The 15753-nt window shown below is 68.5% G+C and carries 13 protein-coding genes; 5 read left to right on the top strand and 8 right to left on the bottom strand.

Going from position 1 to position 15753, the window contains the following annotated elements:
* The 6 genes from BUB20358_RS22320 to BUB20358_RS22295 all read right to left on the bottom strand — a co-directional run.
* Positions 1-1655 (bottom strand): type II and III secretion system protein family protein (locus tag BUB20358_RS22320; RefSeq protein ID WP_174905119.1); only part of this gene is annotated, 1655 nt, incomplete at its 3' end.
* Positions 1656-1759: 104 nt separating this feature from the next.
* The gene (gene cpaB / locus BUB20358_RS22315; protein WP_035975546.1) at positions 1760-2605 is read right to left on the bottom strand and encodes a Flp pilus assembly protein CpaB; all 846 of its coding nucleotides are present in this window, start codon (positions 2603-2605) and stop codon (positions 1760-1762) included.
* A gap of 35 nt (positions 2606-2640) precedes the next feature.
* Complete coding sequence (locus BUB20358_RS22310) at positions 2641-4041, bottom strand: DUF8689 domain-containing protein (protein WP_035975545.1); 1401 nt, start codon at positions 4039-4041, stop codon at positions 2641-2643.
* A 32-nt stretch (positions 4042-4073) separates the two neighbouring features.
* A complete protein-coding gene (locus BUB20358_RS22305) occupies positions 4074-4613 on the bottom strand; it encodes an A24 family peptidase (protein WP_035975544.1) in 540 nt (179 codons plus the stop codon).
* A 90-nt stretch (positions 4614-4703) separates the two neighbouring features.
* Entirely contained in the window at positions 4704-4895 is a 192-nt protein-coding gene (locus BUB20358_RS22300; protein ID WP_035975543.1) for a Flp family type IVb pilin, read from the bottom strand.
* Between the two features lie 143 nt (positions 4896-5038).
* Positions 5039-5230 (bottom strand): Flp family type IVb pilin, encoded by a 192-nt coding sequence (locus tag BUB20358_RS22295; protein ID WP_035975542.1) that lies wholly within the window; start codon positions 5228-5230, stop codon positions 5039-5041.
* A 1025-nt stretch (positions 5231-6255) separates the two neighbouring features.
* Here BUB20358_RS22295 and BUB20358_RS22290 point away from each other — a divergent pair.
* The 5 genes from BUB20358_RS22290 to BUB20358_RS22270 all read left to right on the top strand — a co-directional run bounded on the left by BUB20358_RS22290 (position 6256) and on the right by BUB20358_RS22270 (position 12138).
* On the top strand, positions 6256-7494 hold the full coding sequence (locus BUB20358_RS22290) for a glycosyltransferase family 87 protein (protein ID WP_035975540.1): 1239 nt from the start codon (positions 6256-6258) through the stop codon (positions 7492-7494).
* A complete protein-coding gene (locus BUB20358_RS22285; protein WP_035975539.1) occupies positions 7491-8846 on the top strand; it encodes a glycosyltransferase family 87 protein in 1356 nt (451 codons plus the stop codon). The genes BUB20358_RS22290 and BUB20358_RS22285 overlap by 4 nt, the downstream gene beginning before the upstream one ends.
* Before the next feature lie 24 nt (positions 8847-8870).
* A complete protein-coding gene (locus tag BUB20358_RS22280; protein ID WP_006767131.1) occupies positions 8871-9914 on the top strand; it encodes a glycosyltransferase family 2 protein in 1044 nt (347 codons plus the stop codon).
* A gap of 17 nt (positions 9915-9931) precedes the next feature.
* Positions 9932-10315, top strand: a complete 384-nt coding sequence (locus BUB20358_RS22275; protein WP_006767130.1) for a GtrA family protein — start codon at positions 9932-9934, stop codon at positions 10313-10315.
* A gap of 713 nt (positions 10316-11028) precedes the next feature.
* Positions 11029-12138 (top strand): extracellular catalytic domain type 1 short-chain-length polyhydroxyalkanoate depolymerase, encoded by a 1110-nt coding sequence (locus BUB20358_RS22270; protein ID WP_035976102.1) that lies wholly within the window; start codon positions 11029-11031, stop codon positions 12136-12138.
* Positions 12139-12399: 261 nt separating this feature from the next.
* On the opposite strand, the gene BUB20358_RS22265 is transcribed toward BUB20358_RS22270, so the two are convergent.
* Both BUB20358_RS22265 and nosR read right to left on the bottom strand, forming a co-directional pair.
* Entirely contained in the window at positions 12400-14163 is a 1764-nt protein-coding gene (locus BUB20358_RS22265) for a histidine kinase (protein ID WP_006767128.1), read from the bottom strand.
* A gap of 81 nt (positions 14164-14244) precedes the next feature.
* Positions 14245-15693 (bottom strand): response regulator c-di-GMP phosphodiesterase, NosR family, encoded by a 1449-nt coding sequence (gene nosR / locus BUB20358_RS22260; protein WP_006767127.1) that lies wholly within the window; start codon positions 15691-15693, stop codon positions 14245-14247.
* Positions 15694-15753: the final 60 nt, after the last annotated feature.

The following is a 15753-nucleotide window of genomic DNA, read 5'->3' as shown; positions in this document are numbered from 1 at the left end:
GCCGGCAGTGCGGCCGCGGGCGCGGCCGGCGCATTCGACTGCGGAGCCGGCGCAGGCGCGGGCGCGGACGCCGGCGAGCGCGACGCATTCGCTGCGCCGCCGGCCGGCAGCGCACGCTGACGGACGCCACCGCGGCCTTCCATGTTGCCGGTCGCGTACACGTCGGCTTCGTTCGGCTTCGAGAAGCTGTCGGTCGGCAGCGCGACGTCCGCGGTCGACAGCGGCTTCACGAGGTGCGGCGTGATCACGAAGATCAGCTCGGTGCGATCCTGCTGGAACGACGTGCTGCGAAACAGCGCGCCGAGCACCGGCACTTCGCCGACGCCGGGGATCGCCTTCAGCGCGCCGCTCGCGTTGTCCTTGATCAGCCCGCCGATCGCGAACGTTTCGCCGTCGCTCATCTGCACCGTCGTCGATGCGCGCCGCGTGGTGATCAGCGGCAGGATCGACGCGCCGCTCACGTTCGTCGCGCTCAGCGTGACGCCCGTCTGCGACAGCTCCGACACTTCCGGCGCGACCTTCAGGCTGATCCGGCCGTTCGCGAGCACGGTCGGCGTGAACTTCAGCGCGACGCCGAATTCCTCTTCCTGCAGCGTGATCGTCGTCGTGCCGGTGCCGCTGCTCTGCGGCACCGGGATGAAGATCTTGCCGCCGGCGAGGAACGTCGCTTCCTGGCCGCTGATCGTCACGAGGTTCGGCTCCGCGAGGATCTTCACGAGGTTGTCGGTGTTCTGCGCATCGACCGCGACGCTGAACGGCCGGTTGTTCGCCTTGTTGAACACCGCGCCGCTCGCGACGCCGGCGAGCAGGTTGCTGACGAGCGCCCCGCTCCACGAGCCGAAGCCGCCCTGGATGTTGAACGCGCTGCCGAGCTGGTTGATCAGCGTCTTCGACACTTCGGCGACCTTCACTTCGAGCATCACCTGCTGCGGCGACGTGACGCTCAGCATGTTCAGCACGCTGCCCGGCTTGCCGCCGCCGTTGCCGTCGCCGGCGCTGTCGCCGTATGCGCGTGCGATCGCGACCGCCTGCTGCGCGGCCTGCGAGCTCGACACCGAACCGGACAGCACGATCGTGCCGGCCGCGGTCGACACGTGCACGTCGCGCTCGTTCGGCATCAGCTGCATCAGCGACGCCTGCAGGCCGGCGGCATCCGCGCCGACCGCCACGTCGATCACGCGGCACGCGCCGCTCTTGCCCTGCACGATCATGTTGGTCGTGCCGACCGACATCCCGAGGATGTACAGCGTCTGCGGCGACACCATCGTCGCCTGCGCGACGGCCGGGTTGCCGATCGTCCGATTGCGGACCGGCTCCGGCATCGGCACGAGCAGCGACTTGCCGAGCGGCACGCTGACGCTGGTCGAATCGCGCACCGCGCCGACGCAGTTCGGTCCGCGCAGCGGCCCCGACGCGGCGGCGGGCGCCGCAGCGGGCGCCGGGCCCATGCTGATGGTCATCTGCATCGGTCCCTTGCCGACCGCGGCCGGCGCGCTCGCCGGCCCCTTCATCAGCGCGGCCGACTCGGCGCCTTCCTGCGCGAGCGCGCCATACACGGTCAGCCATCCCGAACAGAGGATCGCGGCCATCATCGTGCCCCGTGCGACGCGTGTCCGCATTGGGCCGGTCTCTATGCGTTGCGGTTTGAGCTTCATTTCGTGTCATCCCCGAAGTGACCGGCGCCGTGCCGGTTGTCCCCTGCGAAGGCCGCGGTGCCCCGCTGGCGGCCCGTCTGTTTATCCGAATCGTTCGAATCGCGTCAGAAGCATTCGACGCTGCCTTTCACGCCGGTGAGCACGCCCACGCAGTCGCGCCGCGCTTCCGGCGCCGGCCGCGACGCGACGTGCACGCGCACCGTGCGCACGTGCGCGGCGGCGGGCGCGGGCGCCGCTTCCGGCGCCGGCGCCTTGCCGAGCAGCGTCAGCTTGGTCGCGCCGTCCGTGTTCAGCGTCTGCTTGTCGATCTGGTTGCGCAGCACGAGCGACAGCGTGCCGACGCTGCGCGCGAGATCGAGCCGCTCGGCCTGCTCGGGCGTGACTTCGAGCGTGACCGCGTTGACGACCTTCGGCGCGGTGTCGTCGCGGCTCACCTGCTGCGCGACCGCGAGCACGAGGATGTGCTCGAGCACGATCTTCGAGATGCTCTGCCCGTCGGTCTTGCCCTGCTGCTCCTGCGTGTTGACGATCACGTCGACGTAGTTGCCGGGCAGCGCGAAGCCGGCCACGCCGACCACGTCGTTCACGCGCACCGTGATCGCGCGGCTGCCTTCGGCGATCACCGCGGACAGCCCGCCTTTCGTGCCGATCGGCGCGAGCTTCGATTCGATCACCGGCTCGCCGCGCGCGAGGCTCGTGCGCACGACGCGCCCTTCGAGCGCTTTCGTATCGGTGAATGCGCCGGTCGGCACGCTGCCGGACGGCCAGCTGACCATGTGGATCTGGTTCGCGCCGAGCGGCTCGCCCAGATTGAGATCGGTGGCCGCCACCGCGACCGACGTGACCGCGCTCGTGGACGTCTGCACCAGCCAGTGGGATGCGAACACGACCGCGGCCAGGCCCGCGACCATTGCGACGACCAGCATCATGACCGCTCGACTGTTTTTCATGGCAATGCTCCTCGACGAATCGTGAAAGAAACCGCTCAACCGGACACGCAGGTTCGGCTCGTACGCTCGGCCGGCGGCGGATGTCCGCCTTCCCGCTCGGGCGCCGTGCCGAAGTAGCTCGCCCACGCGTCGTGCAGCGCGTCGGGCGTGACCTCGAGCGGATCGCCGCGATACCGCGCGCCGGCCGCGACGAGGCGCAGCAGGTCCGCCGGGTAGCACGCGAGAAACGCCTTGCCGGTCGGAAAGTGCAGGCTGTGCAGCAGATAGTCGAACGCGTCGTGCGCCGGCACGAGGCCCAGCGACGCACAGGCCGAGTCGAACACGGTGCGATACGCGTCCATCGACAGCGGGCCCACGTGCAGCTTCGAGCCGAGACGGCGCAGGAACGCTTCGTCGCCGAACTGCTCGGGCGACGCGTTGCTCGAGAACACCGGCCATACGTCGAACGGCAGCACGAAGCGATGGCCGGAATCGAGCGTCATGAAATCGACGCCGCGATCGAGCGGACGCAGCCACCGGTTCAGCAGGTCGCGCGGCTCGACGCGCTGGCGGCCGAGATCGTCGACGACGTACATGCCCATGTTCGCCTTCACGTGCGGCGGCGCCTGGTAGAAGCCGGCGACCCGATCGCGGCGCAGGTCGAGCTCGTCGAGCGTCAGCTCGCCGCCGGACATCACGACCGGCCGCTCGCACAGCCGCCAGCGGCGATCGACCGACGCGCCGTCCGAATGCGGCGCGACGTCGACGTGCACGAGCGGGTCGTAGATCTGGATCACTTCGCCGGCCGTGCAGATCGCGTACGGCACCGGCACGTGGCCGCGCATCAGCGCGCCGAGCCGTTCCGCGAGAAACGTCTTGCCGCTGCCCGCGGGCCCGTAGATCAGCAGCGGCCGGCCGGCGTTCAGCGACGCGGCCGCCGCATCGAGGATCGACGTGTCGATCGTGAAGCCTTCGAACGCGTCCCACACGTCGGCCTGCGCGACGCGCAGCCGGCGCACCGAATGCGCGGCCACGCAGTCGAGATACGCGTCGAGCGTCACCGGCGCGGGCCCGCTGTAGCTGCTGCGCGCGCGCTCTTCGAGCGCCGCCGCGTGCCCCGCGTCGGTCAGGCGGAACGTCACGTCGAGATCGGTCGTCCCGCGATGCGTGAGCTCGACCAGATGCTCGCGCACGAGGAACGCGAAGATGTCGTCGAGCACCGCGAGCGGCAGGCAATGGCGTTCGACGAGATCGCCGTACGACGGCCGGCCGAGCAGCAGCGTCGACTTCAGCACGAGCCCGGCGACGAACGTGCGGCTCAGGCCGGTTTCGTCGAGCGAGCGCGGCGCGGCCGGCAGCTGCGCGCCGAGCTTCGTATGGCGTTCCCGCGACGGCAGCGGATCGGGCAGGCGTGCGACCTGCGCGTCGTGGGTCGGGTCGGTGGGATTCGGGTTCATGTTCGATGCATCCTCGTGGCAGGTTCGTCGATCTACGCGCACGACACGAACAGCATGCCGAGCGTGCCGGCCGCGATCGCGACGCCGTACGGCAGCGCGCCGGCCGATGCGACCGGCGCGGAACCGTCGGCCGATTCGCCGTGCAGCGCGAACGAGCGGCGCGCGACCATCCTGCAGACGTTCACGCACAGGTCGCGCACGCGTCCGCGCAGCAGCGCGAGCACGATCGCGCCGATGCCGCCGAGCACGAACGTCGCGAGCGCGATGTAGAACGTCATCTCCGCGCCGACCCACGCGCCGATCGCGAGCATCAGCTTCACGTCGCCGGCCGCCATCCCGCGCAGCAGATAGAACGGCAGCAGCAGCGCGAGGCCGGTGGCGGCGCCGGCGAGCCATTGCAGCGCGCCGGCCGCGATGCCATGCAGCGCGCACTGTGCGATCAGCGCGCCGACGAGTCCGACCGCGACGACGCGATTCGGAATGCGTCGGCTCGCGATGTCCGTGCTGGCCGCGACGATCGCGAGCAGCGTTACGCACAGCGGAATCGGATAAGGCGGCGCAACGGGCAACATGGCTGACCTCGCACGGTGGTCGGTTCGATCGAAAAAGGACCGGGACGGCTCGTCAGCTCGCACAGGCCGAGCCGTCCGCGGTTCCGTCCATCAGATGCCCGACACGGCGGAATCGAGATCCGCGGCGATCGTGCTGAACACGGTCTTCAGATCCTTCCCGATCGTCGACAGCGCGAGAATGATCCCCACCGCGATCAGCGCGGCGATCAGCCCGTATTCGATGGCGGTCACGCCTTCTTCATCGCGAACGAAACGGCGGACTTGCTCGATTGCGTTAAACATGGTGTTTCTCCTTGAACGATGACTATCGAAAAACCGCGTATCGGGACCGGTCGGTCCGGCCATCCGGTGAGCACGCGGTTCGATACAGTTGCTGCCCTGGCGTCGCGACGGCGGTCCGGATGAACCGTGCGTCGCATCGGCCTTCACATTGCCGCGACCACCGAATCGAGATCGACGGCGAGCGTGCTGAATACGGTCTTCAGATCCGTACCGATCGTGGTCAGCGCGGCGACGATGCCGATCGCGATCAGCGCCGCGATCAGGCCGTATTCGATCGCCGTCACGCCGTCCTCGTTGCGGACGAGCCACGCGACCTTGAGGATGATTCTCGACATAAGCGTTCTCCTTTCGGACAGCTGTGAAAGACCCATGCGCCGCCATCGGCACAGGGACGGACTACCACCGGTACTGCAAGACGTGCGGAGCGAGACGTTCAGCGGCCGCGGCCGCACCGCGCACGCATCGGTTCCGATGGACGCGCATAGGCGGGCTGCGGACAAAGTGCGGTGTGCGTGAAGCCGCGGCCGAGCAAGACGACGCGGCCGGCGAGCGACGCGAGCAGTGCGATTGAACGGGAGAGAAATGCGCGGCAATGGTCGAACGCGACGTTGCGATTCGTCAGCCGTGATGTGCGAAGGCCTGTCATTTTTATTCCCCAGTTGCTGCCACACCGATCTTTTATTGCCCGGACCGTGCCGGGTCTCATCGGCCGGCCGACGATCCAGCCGGTTTCGGGTGCGAAGCTGCGCGTTCCCCGACGCGCTTCGCTCACCGCTTCCGCTGGCGATGCGCGGGTCGGGTTCCGTCCGTCTGCGGCTGGAAACCGGCCGGTCATCGCATCGTCGACTGCCGTGCCGACGCTGACGCAAAGAGCGGACCAGCGTGAGCGGAATCGAAGCGCAGCAAGGCTGACGCCGATATGCAGGCTCGCGCACCGACAGCGCGGCGCACGAAATGTTTCAGATTTGATATATGCGGCGCGTGCGGTCGGCGCGTGTCGGCACACGTGCCACCGCGTCGCAACAAGGGACAAAAATTTTTACTCGGGATTTTCCCGAACGCGGGATGCAGGTCGCGAGCCGCGCGACGGATCGCTTCGCGCATCGTCGAAAAACGCGGAATGTTTCAGTGCAGAAACATGAAATCGCGACGCCGCGTTTTCTCATACCTGAAAACGGCGTTTTCGCGCGTATCGCGGCTCCGCGCTCGTCGCAGCCGACGGTGCGCGGTTTGCGCGACGCGATTTTTTCTCCAACAATGCATTCACCGGACAACGCAATGCACAGCGACTCGATCCGGATACACGACAACACGAAACGACTGCGCTCGATCGGGCAGTCGCCACAGCGGACGGGGCATCATGTACACAGCGAATCGTGGGACGCGCTGTCGCGCAGCACGCTGCGCGCAATGGCTGACGGCGGAGCGGATCTTTCCGTACAGCTGCATCATGCTGCTGCTGTTCGTCGCGCTCACGATCGTGTGGGCCGTCGTGACCGACGGCTTCACATCCAGCGTCACCGCTCGCCCCGGCACCGACTTCTCGGTCTTCTGGACCGCATCGCACCTCGTATTGCAAGGCCATGCCGCCGCGGCGTACGACCCGTCGTCGTTCGCGCAGGCCGAGTTCGCGCACTTCGGTGCGTATCTTCATCACCGACCGCTACCGTGGCTCTATCCGCCGACGATGCTGCTGTTCGTCGCACCGGTCGCTCTCGTGCCGTTCCTGCCCGCTTACGTACTCTTTTTTGCGGGCAGCTTTTTATGCTACGCGTATGCGGTCCCGCGGCTGTCGGGGTTGCACGCGCATCTTCCCGCGCCGCGTGCGGCTGCGCTCGTCGTGATCGCATATTCGGCCGTGTTGATGTCCGCGCTGTTCGGACAGAACAGCATCCTGACTGCCGGCATCGCCGCGCTCGCGCTGCATCTGCTCGAGCGGCGGCCGATCGTCGCAGGCGTGCTGATCGGGCTGCTCGCGATCAAGCCGCAGCTCGCCGCGGTGTTTCCGTTCGTGCTGTTCGCGACGCGCGCGTGGCGCACGTTCGCGGCCGCCGCAATCAGCGCGACGCTGTTCGCCGCGGCCGGGATCGCGCTGACGGGCCCCGACGCGCTGCACGGTCTGTCGCATGCGCTGTCGACCGTGCGCGACCAGCACTTCATGCTGCCGTCGTACTGGCTCGCGTCGCCGACGCCGTTCGCCGCGCTGCGGCTGGCCGGCGTGCCGCTCGGCGCCGCACTCGCCGCGCAATTCGCGATCGCGCTGCTCGCGCTCGCGTCCGCGATCGCCGTGTGGTGCCGCACGCGCGACATGCGGCTGCGCGGCGCGGTACTCGCGATCGCCACGCTGCTGACGACGCCTTACCTGTGGAGCTACGAACTGACGTGGCTCGGCATCGCGATCTTCTGCCTGATCGCTTACGGTCTCGACGAAGGCTGGCTGCCCGGCGATCAGCCCGTGATCGTGCTCGCGTGGCTGCTGCCGATCTTCGAAATGCTGAACCGGCTGATGAAGCTGCCGCAAATCGGACCGATCGTGCTGCTCGGCGTGCTGTTCGTCGTCGTGCGCCGCGCATCGTTCGCACCGAGGGACACGCGATGAAAGCGCCGCTCTTCGCTCGTCACGCGCATGCCGCCGATGCGCATCCGGAACTGCCGGTCGCCGGCCCGCACCGCTTTCCGCACTGGCTCAATCGCGAACGCGTGCGCGTCTATGCGGGCGGCATGCTGATCGCCGAGCTGCTGTTCGTCGTCATCTACGTCGCGCGCATGCGGTGGGGGCACGACGCATCGCTCGAGCCGCTGTCGCAGGATTTCTCGCCGGTGTGGAGCGCCGCATGGCTCGCCGCACACGGCCATGCGCTCGACGCGTGGCATTTCTCGTCGCTGTTCGCGGTCGAGAAGCTCGCGGTGCCGACGATGAATCTCGCGGACGGCACGCTGCCGTGGCTCTATCCGCCGACGATGCTGCTGCTCGTGCTGCCGCTCGGCTGGCTGCCGTACGCGCTCGCCGCGGTGCTGTGGCTCGGCCTCACGTACGCGCTGTTCGCCGTGACGATGCGCGCGACGGCAAAGCGCAGCACTGCGCTGCTCTGTGCGCTCGCGTTCCCCGGCGCGTTCCTCACCGTCATCGTCGGGCAGACGAGCCTGCTGAGCGCGACGCTCGCCGGTGCGGGCCTGCTCGCGCTGAACCGGCGGCCGCTGCTCGCCGGCGTCTGCTTCGGCTTGTTGACCACGAAGCCGCAGCTCGCGGTGCTGTTCCCGCTCGCGCTGCTGTGTGCCGGGCAATGGCGCGCACTCGGCGCGTGGGCCGCGACGATCGTCGGCATGGCCGCCCTCGCGACCCTCGCGTTCGGAATCGGCCCGTGGATCGCGTTCGCGCACGGCTTGCATGGGGTGGTCGACATCGTCGGCGCCGGTCACGCGAAGCTCGCGCGGATGCCCACCCTGTTCGCACTCGCGACGCTCGCCGGCTGGCCTGCGTTCGTCGCGCGCGCGCTGCAGCTGCTGTCGGCCGCGACCGCGGCCGCAGCCGTCGTCTACGCATGGCGCGGCACATGTTCGTACGCGCTGCGCGCGGCGACGCTCGCCTGCGCATGCCTGCTCGTCAGCCCGTATCTGTACGACTACGACCTGACGTGGTACGCGCTCGTGATCGCGTGGTACGCGCGCCATGCGTCGACGCACGGCTGGCGGCGCTTCGATCGCGAGTGGCTGATGCTGCTGTGGCCGATGCCGCTCGCCGGCATCGCGCTCGTTCCGCATCTGTCGTTCCAGTTCATGCCGCTCGTCACGCTCGCGTCGCTCGCGCTGCTCGTCGGCCGCATCGTGCACGAACGGCACGATGCGCCGTCGTTGCCCGATGCGCGCGACGGCTCGACCGACACCGACTTCATGCATCCGGTCCGTGCGCGCCGCCACTCGGCGCACGGGCTGCGCGGCGCTAGCCGCTGACCCGACATCGCAAGGGGAATCATCATGCGCGAATCACCCTACACGCCGCTCGTCTCGCTGGTCGTGCCGTTCTACAACGAAGGCGAGGCCGTCGAACGGTTCTTCGACGTCGTGATTCCGCTGCTGTCGGGCATCGACGCGATCCGCTTCGAGATCGTCTGCGTCAACGACGGCAGCCGCGACGACACGCTCGAACGCCTGATCCGGGTCGGCACGTGCGACCGGCGCGTGCGCGTGATCGACCTCACGCGCAACTTCGGCAAGGAAGCGGCGCTGACTGCCGGCCTCGACGAAGCGATCGGCGACGCGGTGATTCCGCTCGACGCGGACCTGCAGGATCCGCCGACGTTGATTCCGGTGATGATCGAGCACTGGCGCGACGGCGCGGAAGTCGTCGCCGCGAAGCGCAGCAATCGCGCGTGCGATTCGTTTGCGAAGCGCACCGCGGCCGCGCTCTACTATCGCGTGCACAACATGCTGTCGGACGTGAAGCTGCCGGAGAACGTCGGCGATTTCCGGCTGATGGACCGCAAGGTCGTGAACGCACTGCGCAGCCTGCCCGAACGCCATCGGTTCATGAAGGGGCTGTTCGCGTGGGTCGGCTACCGGACCGTGATCGTCGAGTATCAGCGCGAACCGCGCAGCACCGGGCATTCGAAGTTCTCCGGCTGGAAGCTGTGGAATTTCGCGCTCGAAGGAATCACGAGCTTCAGCACCGTGCCGCTGCGCAGCTGGACCTATATCGGCGTCGGCATCGCCGCGCTCGCGTTTCTGTACGGGACGTTCATCGTGTGCCGCACGCTGCTGTTCGGCAATCCCGTGCTCGGCTATCCGTCGCTGGTGTCGATCACGCTGTTCATCGGCGGCATCGAGCTGGTCGGCATCGGTGTCGTCGGCGAATACATCGGGCGCATCTACGACGAATCGAAGCAGCGGCCCGTCTATCTGATCCGCCGCCGTTATCAGGCGCACAGCAAGGTCAGCGAACTGCCGGTCGTGCGCGACGTGCGGCGCGCACCGATGCGCCGGCGCGTGCAGCCCGCTCGCGCGCGCATCGGCGTGCGCTGACGCGCGCGGAGGCTGCGATGATCGACGCCATTCTCGCGGAACGCGTGCGGCTCGTCCGCTTCGGACTGTCGGGGCTCTGCTCGACCGCGCTGCACGCGCTCGTCGCGTCCGCGATATACGCACTGTTCGACGCAACGCAGGTCGCCGCGAACGCGATCGCTTTCGCGTGCGCGACGGTGTTCTCGTATCTCGCGAACACGCTGTGGAGCTTTTCGTCGAGCGTGCGCTCGCGCAACATGCTGCGCTTCGTCGTGGTCGCGCTCGCCGGCTTCACCGAGACGATGCTGATCGCGCGCACCGGCGACCTGCTCGGCATCGCGCGCGGCGCGAGCATCGTCGCGATCGCGCTGCTGATTCCGCCGACGACGTTCGTCATGCATCGGCTGTGGACGTATCGGTAGGTTCGGGCGCGGCATGCGGGCAAGCGGAGTCCCGCGTGCAGCCGCGTCGGCTCGGCTGCGCGGATACGGGCGCCAGCGCGATGCCGCGCTTCGGGCCGACGATGCTTCGGCCGCGCGATGCGGCCGTGACCGCCACACGATATGTGCGGCGAGATCGAGCGTTGACGTTCGTGCGCGTTGCGTCATGCAATCGTGCGGCGATCGGCGTCGACGCGAGTCGGTGCTGAAAACGTTACCGGACGCACGCCGGTAGCTCGTCGACAGCCGGGAAGGGTCGAAGCGTTCGCCGAAGCGGGCGTCGATGCGTGACCGATAACGCCGACGTTGGACGGATCGAGCGCGTCAACGCGTGTCGTCGCGGAGCCGGAGCGGTGCCCGGCACGGCACCTGATGAACATCGGCCTGCATCGGCCGCGGCGCCGAGTGTCGAGCGCCATGTGCGCGCGGTATCGACCGCCATCGCGGCCGGCCGTGTCCGTGCGGCCCGCCTGCTGCCGGCGATCTCGTCTCGTCCGGCCGACACGATCCGCGACGATATTGCAAAGCCGCGCTTTCCGGTACATTCATCCGGTCGGTCGCCGGCATGCATGCGCCGCCGCGCAGTGTCGGCGCGACAGCTGCCGCCCCGCACGAATCGTGCTCCGCTGTCGTCCTGTTTTCCACTGAACGCGCCCGGCCGTCGCTCGTCGGCGGCCGCCGGCACGAGACTGCACATGCCCCGGAAAAAATCCAGCACCTGGCTGCGGCCGTTCGACCTGCTGTCCGTCGCAGCCGGCGCCCGGCCGAAGAAAAAAGCCGCGCGGCCCAAGCCGGCGCCGGCGCGCGCCGCGAAGCCGCGCATCGCGAAGCCTCGTATCGCCGAAACGGGCACCGCCAAACGGCCGTCCGCCGCGCGCGCCGTGCGCACGTCCGAGCACGCGCGACCCGGCACGTGGGTGCGCTCGTTCCATTCGGCGCCGCCGACGCCCGGCCGTTTCGTCAACCATCTCGCGTATGCGCTGTATCTGCCCGCCGCGCATCCGACGACCCGCGGGCTGCCGGTCGTCGTGATGCTGCACGGATGCAAGCAGACCGCCGAATCGTTCGCGGCCGGCACGCGCATCTGCCGTGTCGCGGAACGCGCGGGCTTCGCGGTACTGCTGCCGGAGCAGGCGAAGACCGCGCACTCGCATCGATGCTGGAACTGGCACGGCGATGCGTCGGAGTCGGAGGCCGCGGCGGTCGCATCGCTGGTCGACGCGATCGTGCGGCAGCACGGCTTCGATCGCGAGCGCATCTATCTGGCCGGCATGTCGGCCGGCGCGGGACTCGCTGCCGGGCTCGCGATCCAGTATCCGCGGCTCTTCGCAGCCGTCGGCCTGCATTCGGGGCCGGCAATCGCGCCGCCGTCGTCGACGATGGCCGCAATGAGCGTGATGCGTCGCGGCGTCCGCGACGACCCGGTGCGCGTGATCGATGCATGCGTCGACGTGGCCGCGTATCCGGGGATGCCCGCGCTGATCGTGCACGGCAGCCTGGACACGGTCGTCAGCGACCACAACGCGCGGCAGCTCGGCACCGAATTCGCGCGCATCAACCGGCTCGTCGACGAGCACGGCGCGCTGCGCGTCGGTGAACGGCGCGACTACGTTCGCGACGACGTGGACCATACCGACTATCTGAAGGGCGGCCGGCTGATCGTGCGCGTAGGCATCGTGCGCGGGCTGCGGCATGCGTGGAGCGGCGGCGACCCGCGCGAGGCGTTCCATTCGGACAAGGGGCCCGACGCGACTGCGATGTTCTGGCATTTCTTTCGCTGCAGGCGTCGCAACGCGCTGCGGTGATGCTTTTGATGTGGTGCGTGTGATGCCTTTGCCGTAGTGCGTTTGCCGTCGTGCCTTCGTCGTGCTGCGTTTGCCGCGATGCCCTTGCCGTAGTGCCTTTGCCGTCGCGCTTTGCCGTGACTCTCTTGCCGTCGCCTTTTGTCGTGGCGCCTTTGTCGCGATGCCTTCGCCGCCGCCTTTGCCGTCATGCCTTTGCCGTGCCGCCGTCGTCATGACGCGGTTGTCGTGACGCTTCGCGACACCACTGCGCGCGACGCGCCTTCACGCGAGCGGCTCCTGCGCGGCCGTGTCGCCGCCGCTTTGCCGCACCGGCAGCCGGATGTGGAACGTCGTGCCGCGCCCCGGTTCGCTCGTCACGTCGATCGTGCCGCGATGGCGCTCGACGATGCGCTGCGATACCGACAACCCGAGCCCCGTTCCTTGCCCGACCGGCTTCGTCGTGAAAAACGGATCGAAGATCCGCCGCACGACGTCGGGCGCCATCCCGGTGCCGGTATCGGCGATCGCGATCGACACCTGGTCGCCGTCGCTCGACGTGCGAATCGTGATGACGCCGCGCTCCGGCATCGCCTGCGCGGCATTGACGAGCAGGTTCATGAAGACCTGGTTCAACTGCGACGGCAGGCATTCGACGTGCGGCACGTCGCCGTACTCGCGCACGACGTCGGCCTTGTACTTGAGTTCGTTGTGCACGACGTTCAGCGTGCTTTCGAGGCCGGCATGCAGGTCGGCGACGCTCCACTCGTCGCTGCCCGGGCGCGAAAAATCGCGCAGGTCCTGCACGATGCGCCGCACGCGGTCGGCGCCGTCGATCGATTCGTCGATCAGCGTCGCGATCTCGCCGCGAATGTAGTCGAGATCGGCGCGTCGACCCAGCGCCGTCAGCGCATCGCGCGTCGCGGCATCGACGCGCGGCAGCGCGGCCTCGTGCGCGGCGATCACGTCGAGCAGCGTCCGCACCCACGTCTTCAGCGTATTGAGGTTCGCGCTGACGAAGCCGATCGGATTGTTGACCTCGTGCGCGACGCCGGCGGCGAGCTGGCCGATCGATGCGAGCTTTTCCGATTGCAGCAGCTGCACGTGGGTTTCCTCGAGCGCGCGCAGCAGTCGGCGCTGTTCGTCCTTCTCGCGCTCGAGCCGCGCGTGCGCGGCCTTGCGTTCGTCGATCTCGTTCGCCATGGTCGCGCGCATGCGCTGCAGCACCGCGGTCGTCTGCTCGTAGCGGCGCAGCGCGCGCTCGAGGTCCGCGGTGCGCAGCTTCACGCGCTGCTCGAGCGCATCCGTCATCCCGCGCAGAAAGGTTGTACGCGCATCGAAGCGCGACAACAGAAGCGTAACGATCAGCGTCGCGAACGTGAGCAGCGCGATGGTCGTCGCGAGCCACGGCGCGTCGATTCCGTTCGCGGCGCCGCAGCGCGCATCCGGCGCGAAGGCGGCGGCCGCCATCGCCGTGTAGTGCATGCCGGTAATGGCCGCACCCATGATCGCGGCCGCGCCGATGCGCCGCACGGTCGCATCGCGCGCATGTTGCGCGCGCAACGCCTGCGCGATCCATAGCGCGGCTGTGGACGCGATCACCGCGATGCCGACCGACGCCGCGAACAGCGCGGGATCGTAGCGGATGCCGGGCGTCATGCGCATCGCGGTCATGCCCGTGTAGTGCATGCCGACGATCCCGCCGCCCATCAGCACGCCGCCCGCGCACAGCCGGCCCCAGCCGAGCCGCGCGCGCGTGACGACGCTCAGCGCGAAATACGACACGAGCACCGCGATCGCGAGCGATGCCGCCGTCTCGGTCAGCGCATAGCCGAGTGGAATCGGCAGCGAAAAGGCCAGCATCCCGACGAAATGCATCGACCAGATGCCGGTGCCCATCGCGGCCGCGCCGCCGCTCAGCCATGCGCGCCGAAGCCGCGGCTTGTCGAGCAGCGAAATGAATGCGGCGAGATCGAGCGCGGTAAACGACGCGAGCGTCGCGATGATCAGCGACAGCAGGACGAGCGGAACGTTGTAGGTGCCGTGCATGGTCGGGTGCCGGGTCGGAAAGGTGCGGACCGCGGCACGCGATCCGCTGCGCGCCGCGGTCGTCGGGCCGTAGATCCGGCGTCAGCCGGCCGGCGTGCCGGCGTCGACCGCATGCGCGGACGCGGATGCAGCGGCGGATGCGGCCGCGCCGGCGAGCACGAGGATGTCGAACGACGTGCCTTCGCGCGCTTCGAAGCGACGCACGAGCTCGATCTGGTGCGCGGACATCACGCTGCCCTTCGTCATCAGCAGCACGCCGCGATGCGTGCGCAAATCGTCGGCGAGCTGCATTCCTTCGCGCAACTGCGCAGACGTGATCTCCGCGACCGACGTCGCAATGCCGAGATTCGCCGGGTTGCGCATCAGATCGATGAAGCGCGCGATGAGCAGCGGGTCGTAGCGCACGCCGGCCTGCGAGCGCAGCGCGTCGATCGCCTGCTCGACCGAATGCGGCGCGCCGATCTCGCCGTGACGCAGCCCTTCGAAGTCGCGCGCGATCGCGACGATCCGCGAGCCGAGCGGAATCGCGTCGCCCGCGAGCCCGTCCGGCGTGCCGCGTCCGTTGAACCGCTCGTACTGATGCAGCACGATCGACGCGACCTTGTGCAGTTGCGCGACCGGCGTGAGCACCATTTGCGCGCGCAACGGATGCTGCAGGAACAGCCGATGCTCGTCCGTCGTCATCTTCACGATCGGCTTGTGCAGCAGTTCGTCCGGCAGCGACAGCTTGCCGATCCCGTGCAGCAGCCCCGCGAAATAGACGTCCTGCGCGTGCAGGCTGCTCATCCCCGACGCGAGCGCGAGCCGGCGCGCGATCTCGCCGACGCGCATCGCGTGTCCGCTCGCCGCGCCGCAGCGCAGCTCGACCATGCTCGCGCACACCTGGACCATCGCGGTGAAGCTGCTTTTCAGATCGTGCTGCGCGGCCTCGAGGAACATCACGGTCTGGCCGAGTTCCTCGGTACGCGCGCGCACCTGCGTTTCGAGTTCCGTGTTGAAGCGGCGCAGCGCATCGTTCTGCGCCTCCGTCAGCGCGGCGAGCCGCGCCGCTTCGCGGCGCAGACGCCGCTGCTCGAGCGCCTGTTCGATCGTCAGCAGCAGGTCGTGGTCGTCCCACGGCTTGTTCAGATAGCGATACACGCCGCCTTCGTTGACGGCCTGCACGATCGACGCGATCTCCGCATAGCCGGTCAGCAGGATCCGCATCGTGTCGGGATACAGCGCCCGCGCGCGCGCGAGAAATTCCGTGCCGCTCATGTGCGGCATCCGCATGTCGGTGACGATCAGGTCGACCTCGGTCGATGCGAGAATTTCGAGCGCCGCCTCGCCGCTGTCGGCGCACAGGACTTCGTAGCGCGCGGGGCGGAACGCGCGCGTGAGCGCGGACAGCACGTTCGGCTCGTCGTCGACCAGCAGGATCACGGGCGCGGCAGGCGCGGTATTCGACACGGCGTTCGCGCCGGTCGCGTCGGTCATGTCGGCCGTTTCGGGCGGGACGCTGTTCATGCCGTTTGTTGCAGATATTGTCATAATTGGCCTCGGATCAATTACGTTCACCGCCTCTGTAACATCGGCTTGCGCCGCATTTTC

The sequence above is a fragment of the Burkholderia dolosa genome (genome assembly GCF_902499135.1).
Lineage (GTDB): Bacteria > Pseudomonadota > Gammaproteobacteria > Burkholderiales > Burkholderiaceae > Burkholderia > Burkholderia dolosa.
The sequence above is the reverse complement of the archived record's forward strand: the minus strand, read 5'-3'. Positions and strand labels throughout refer to the sequence as shown.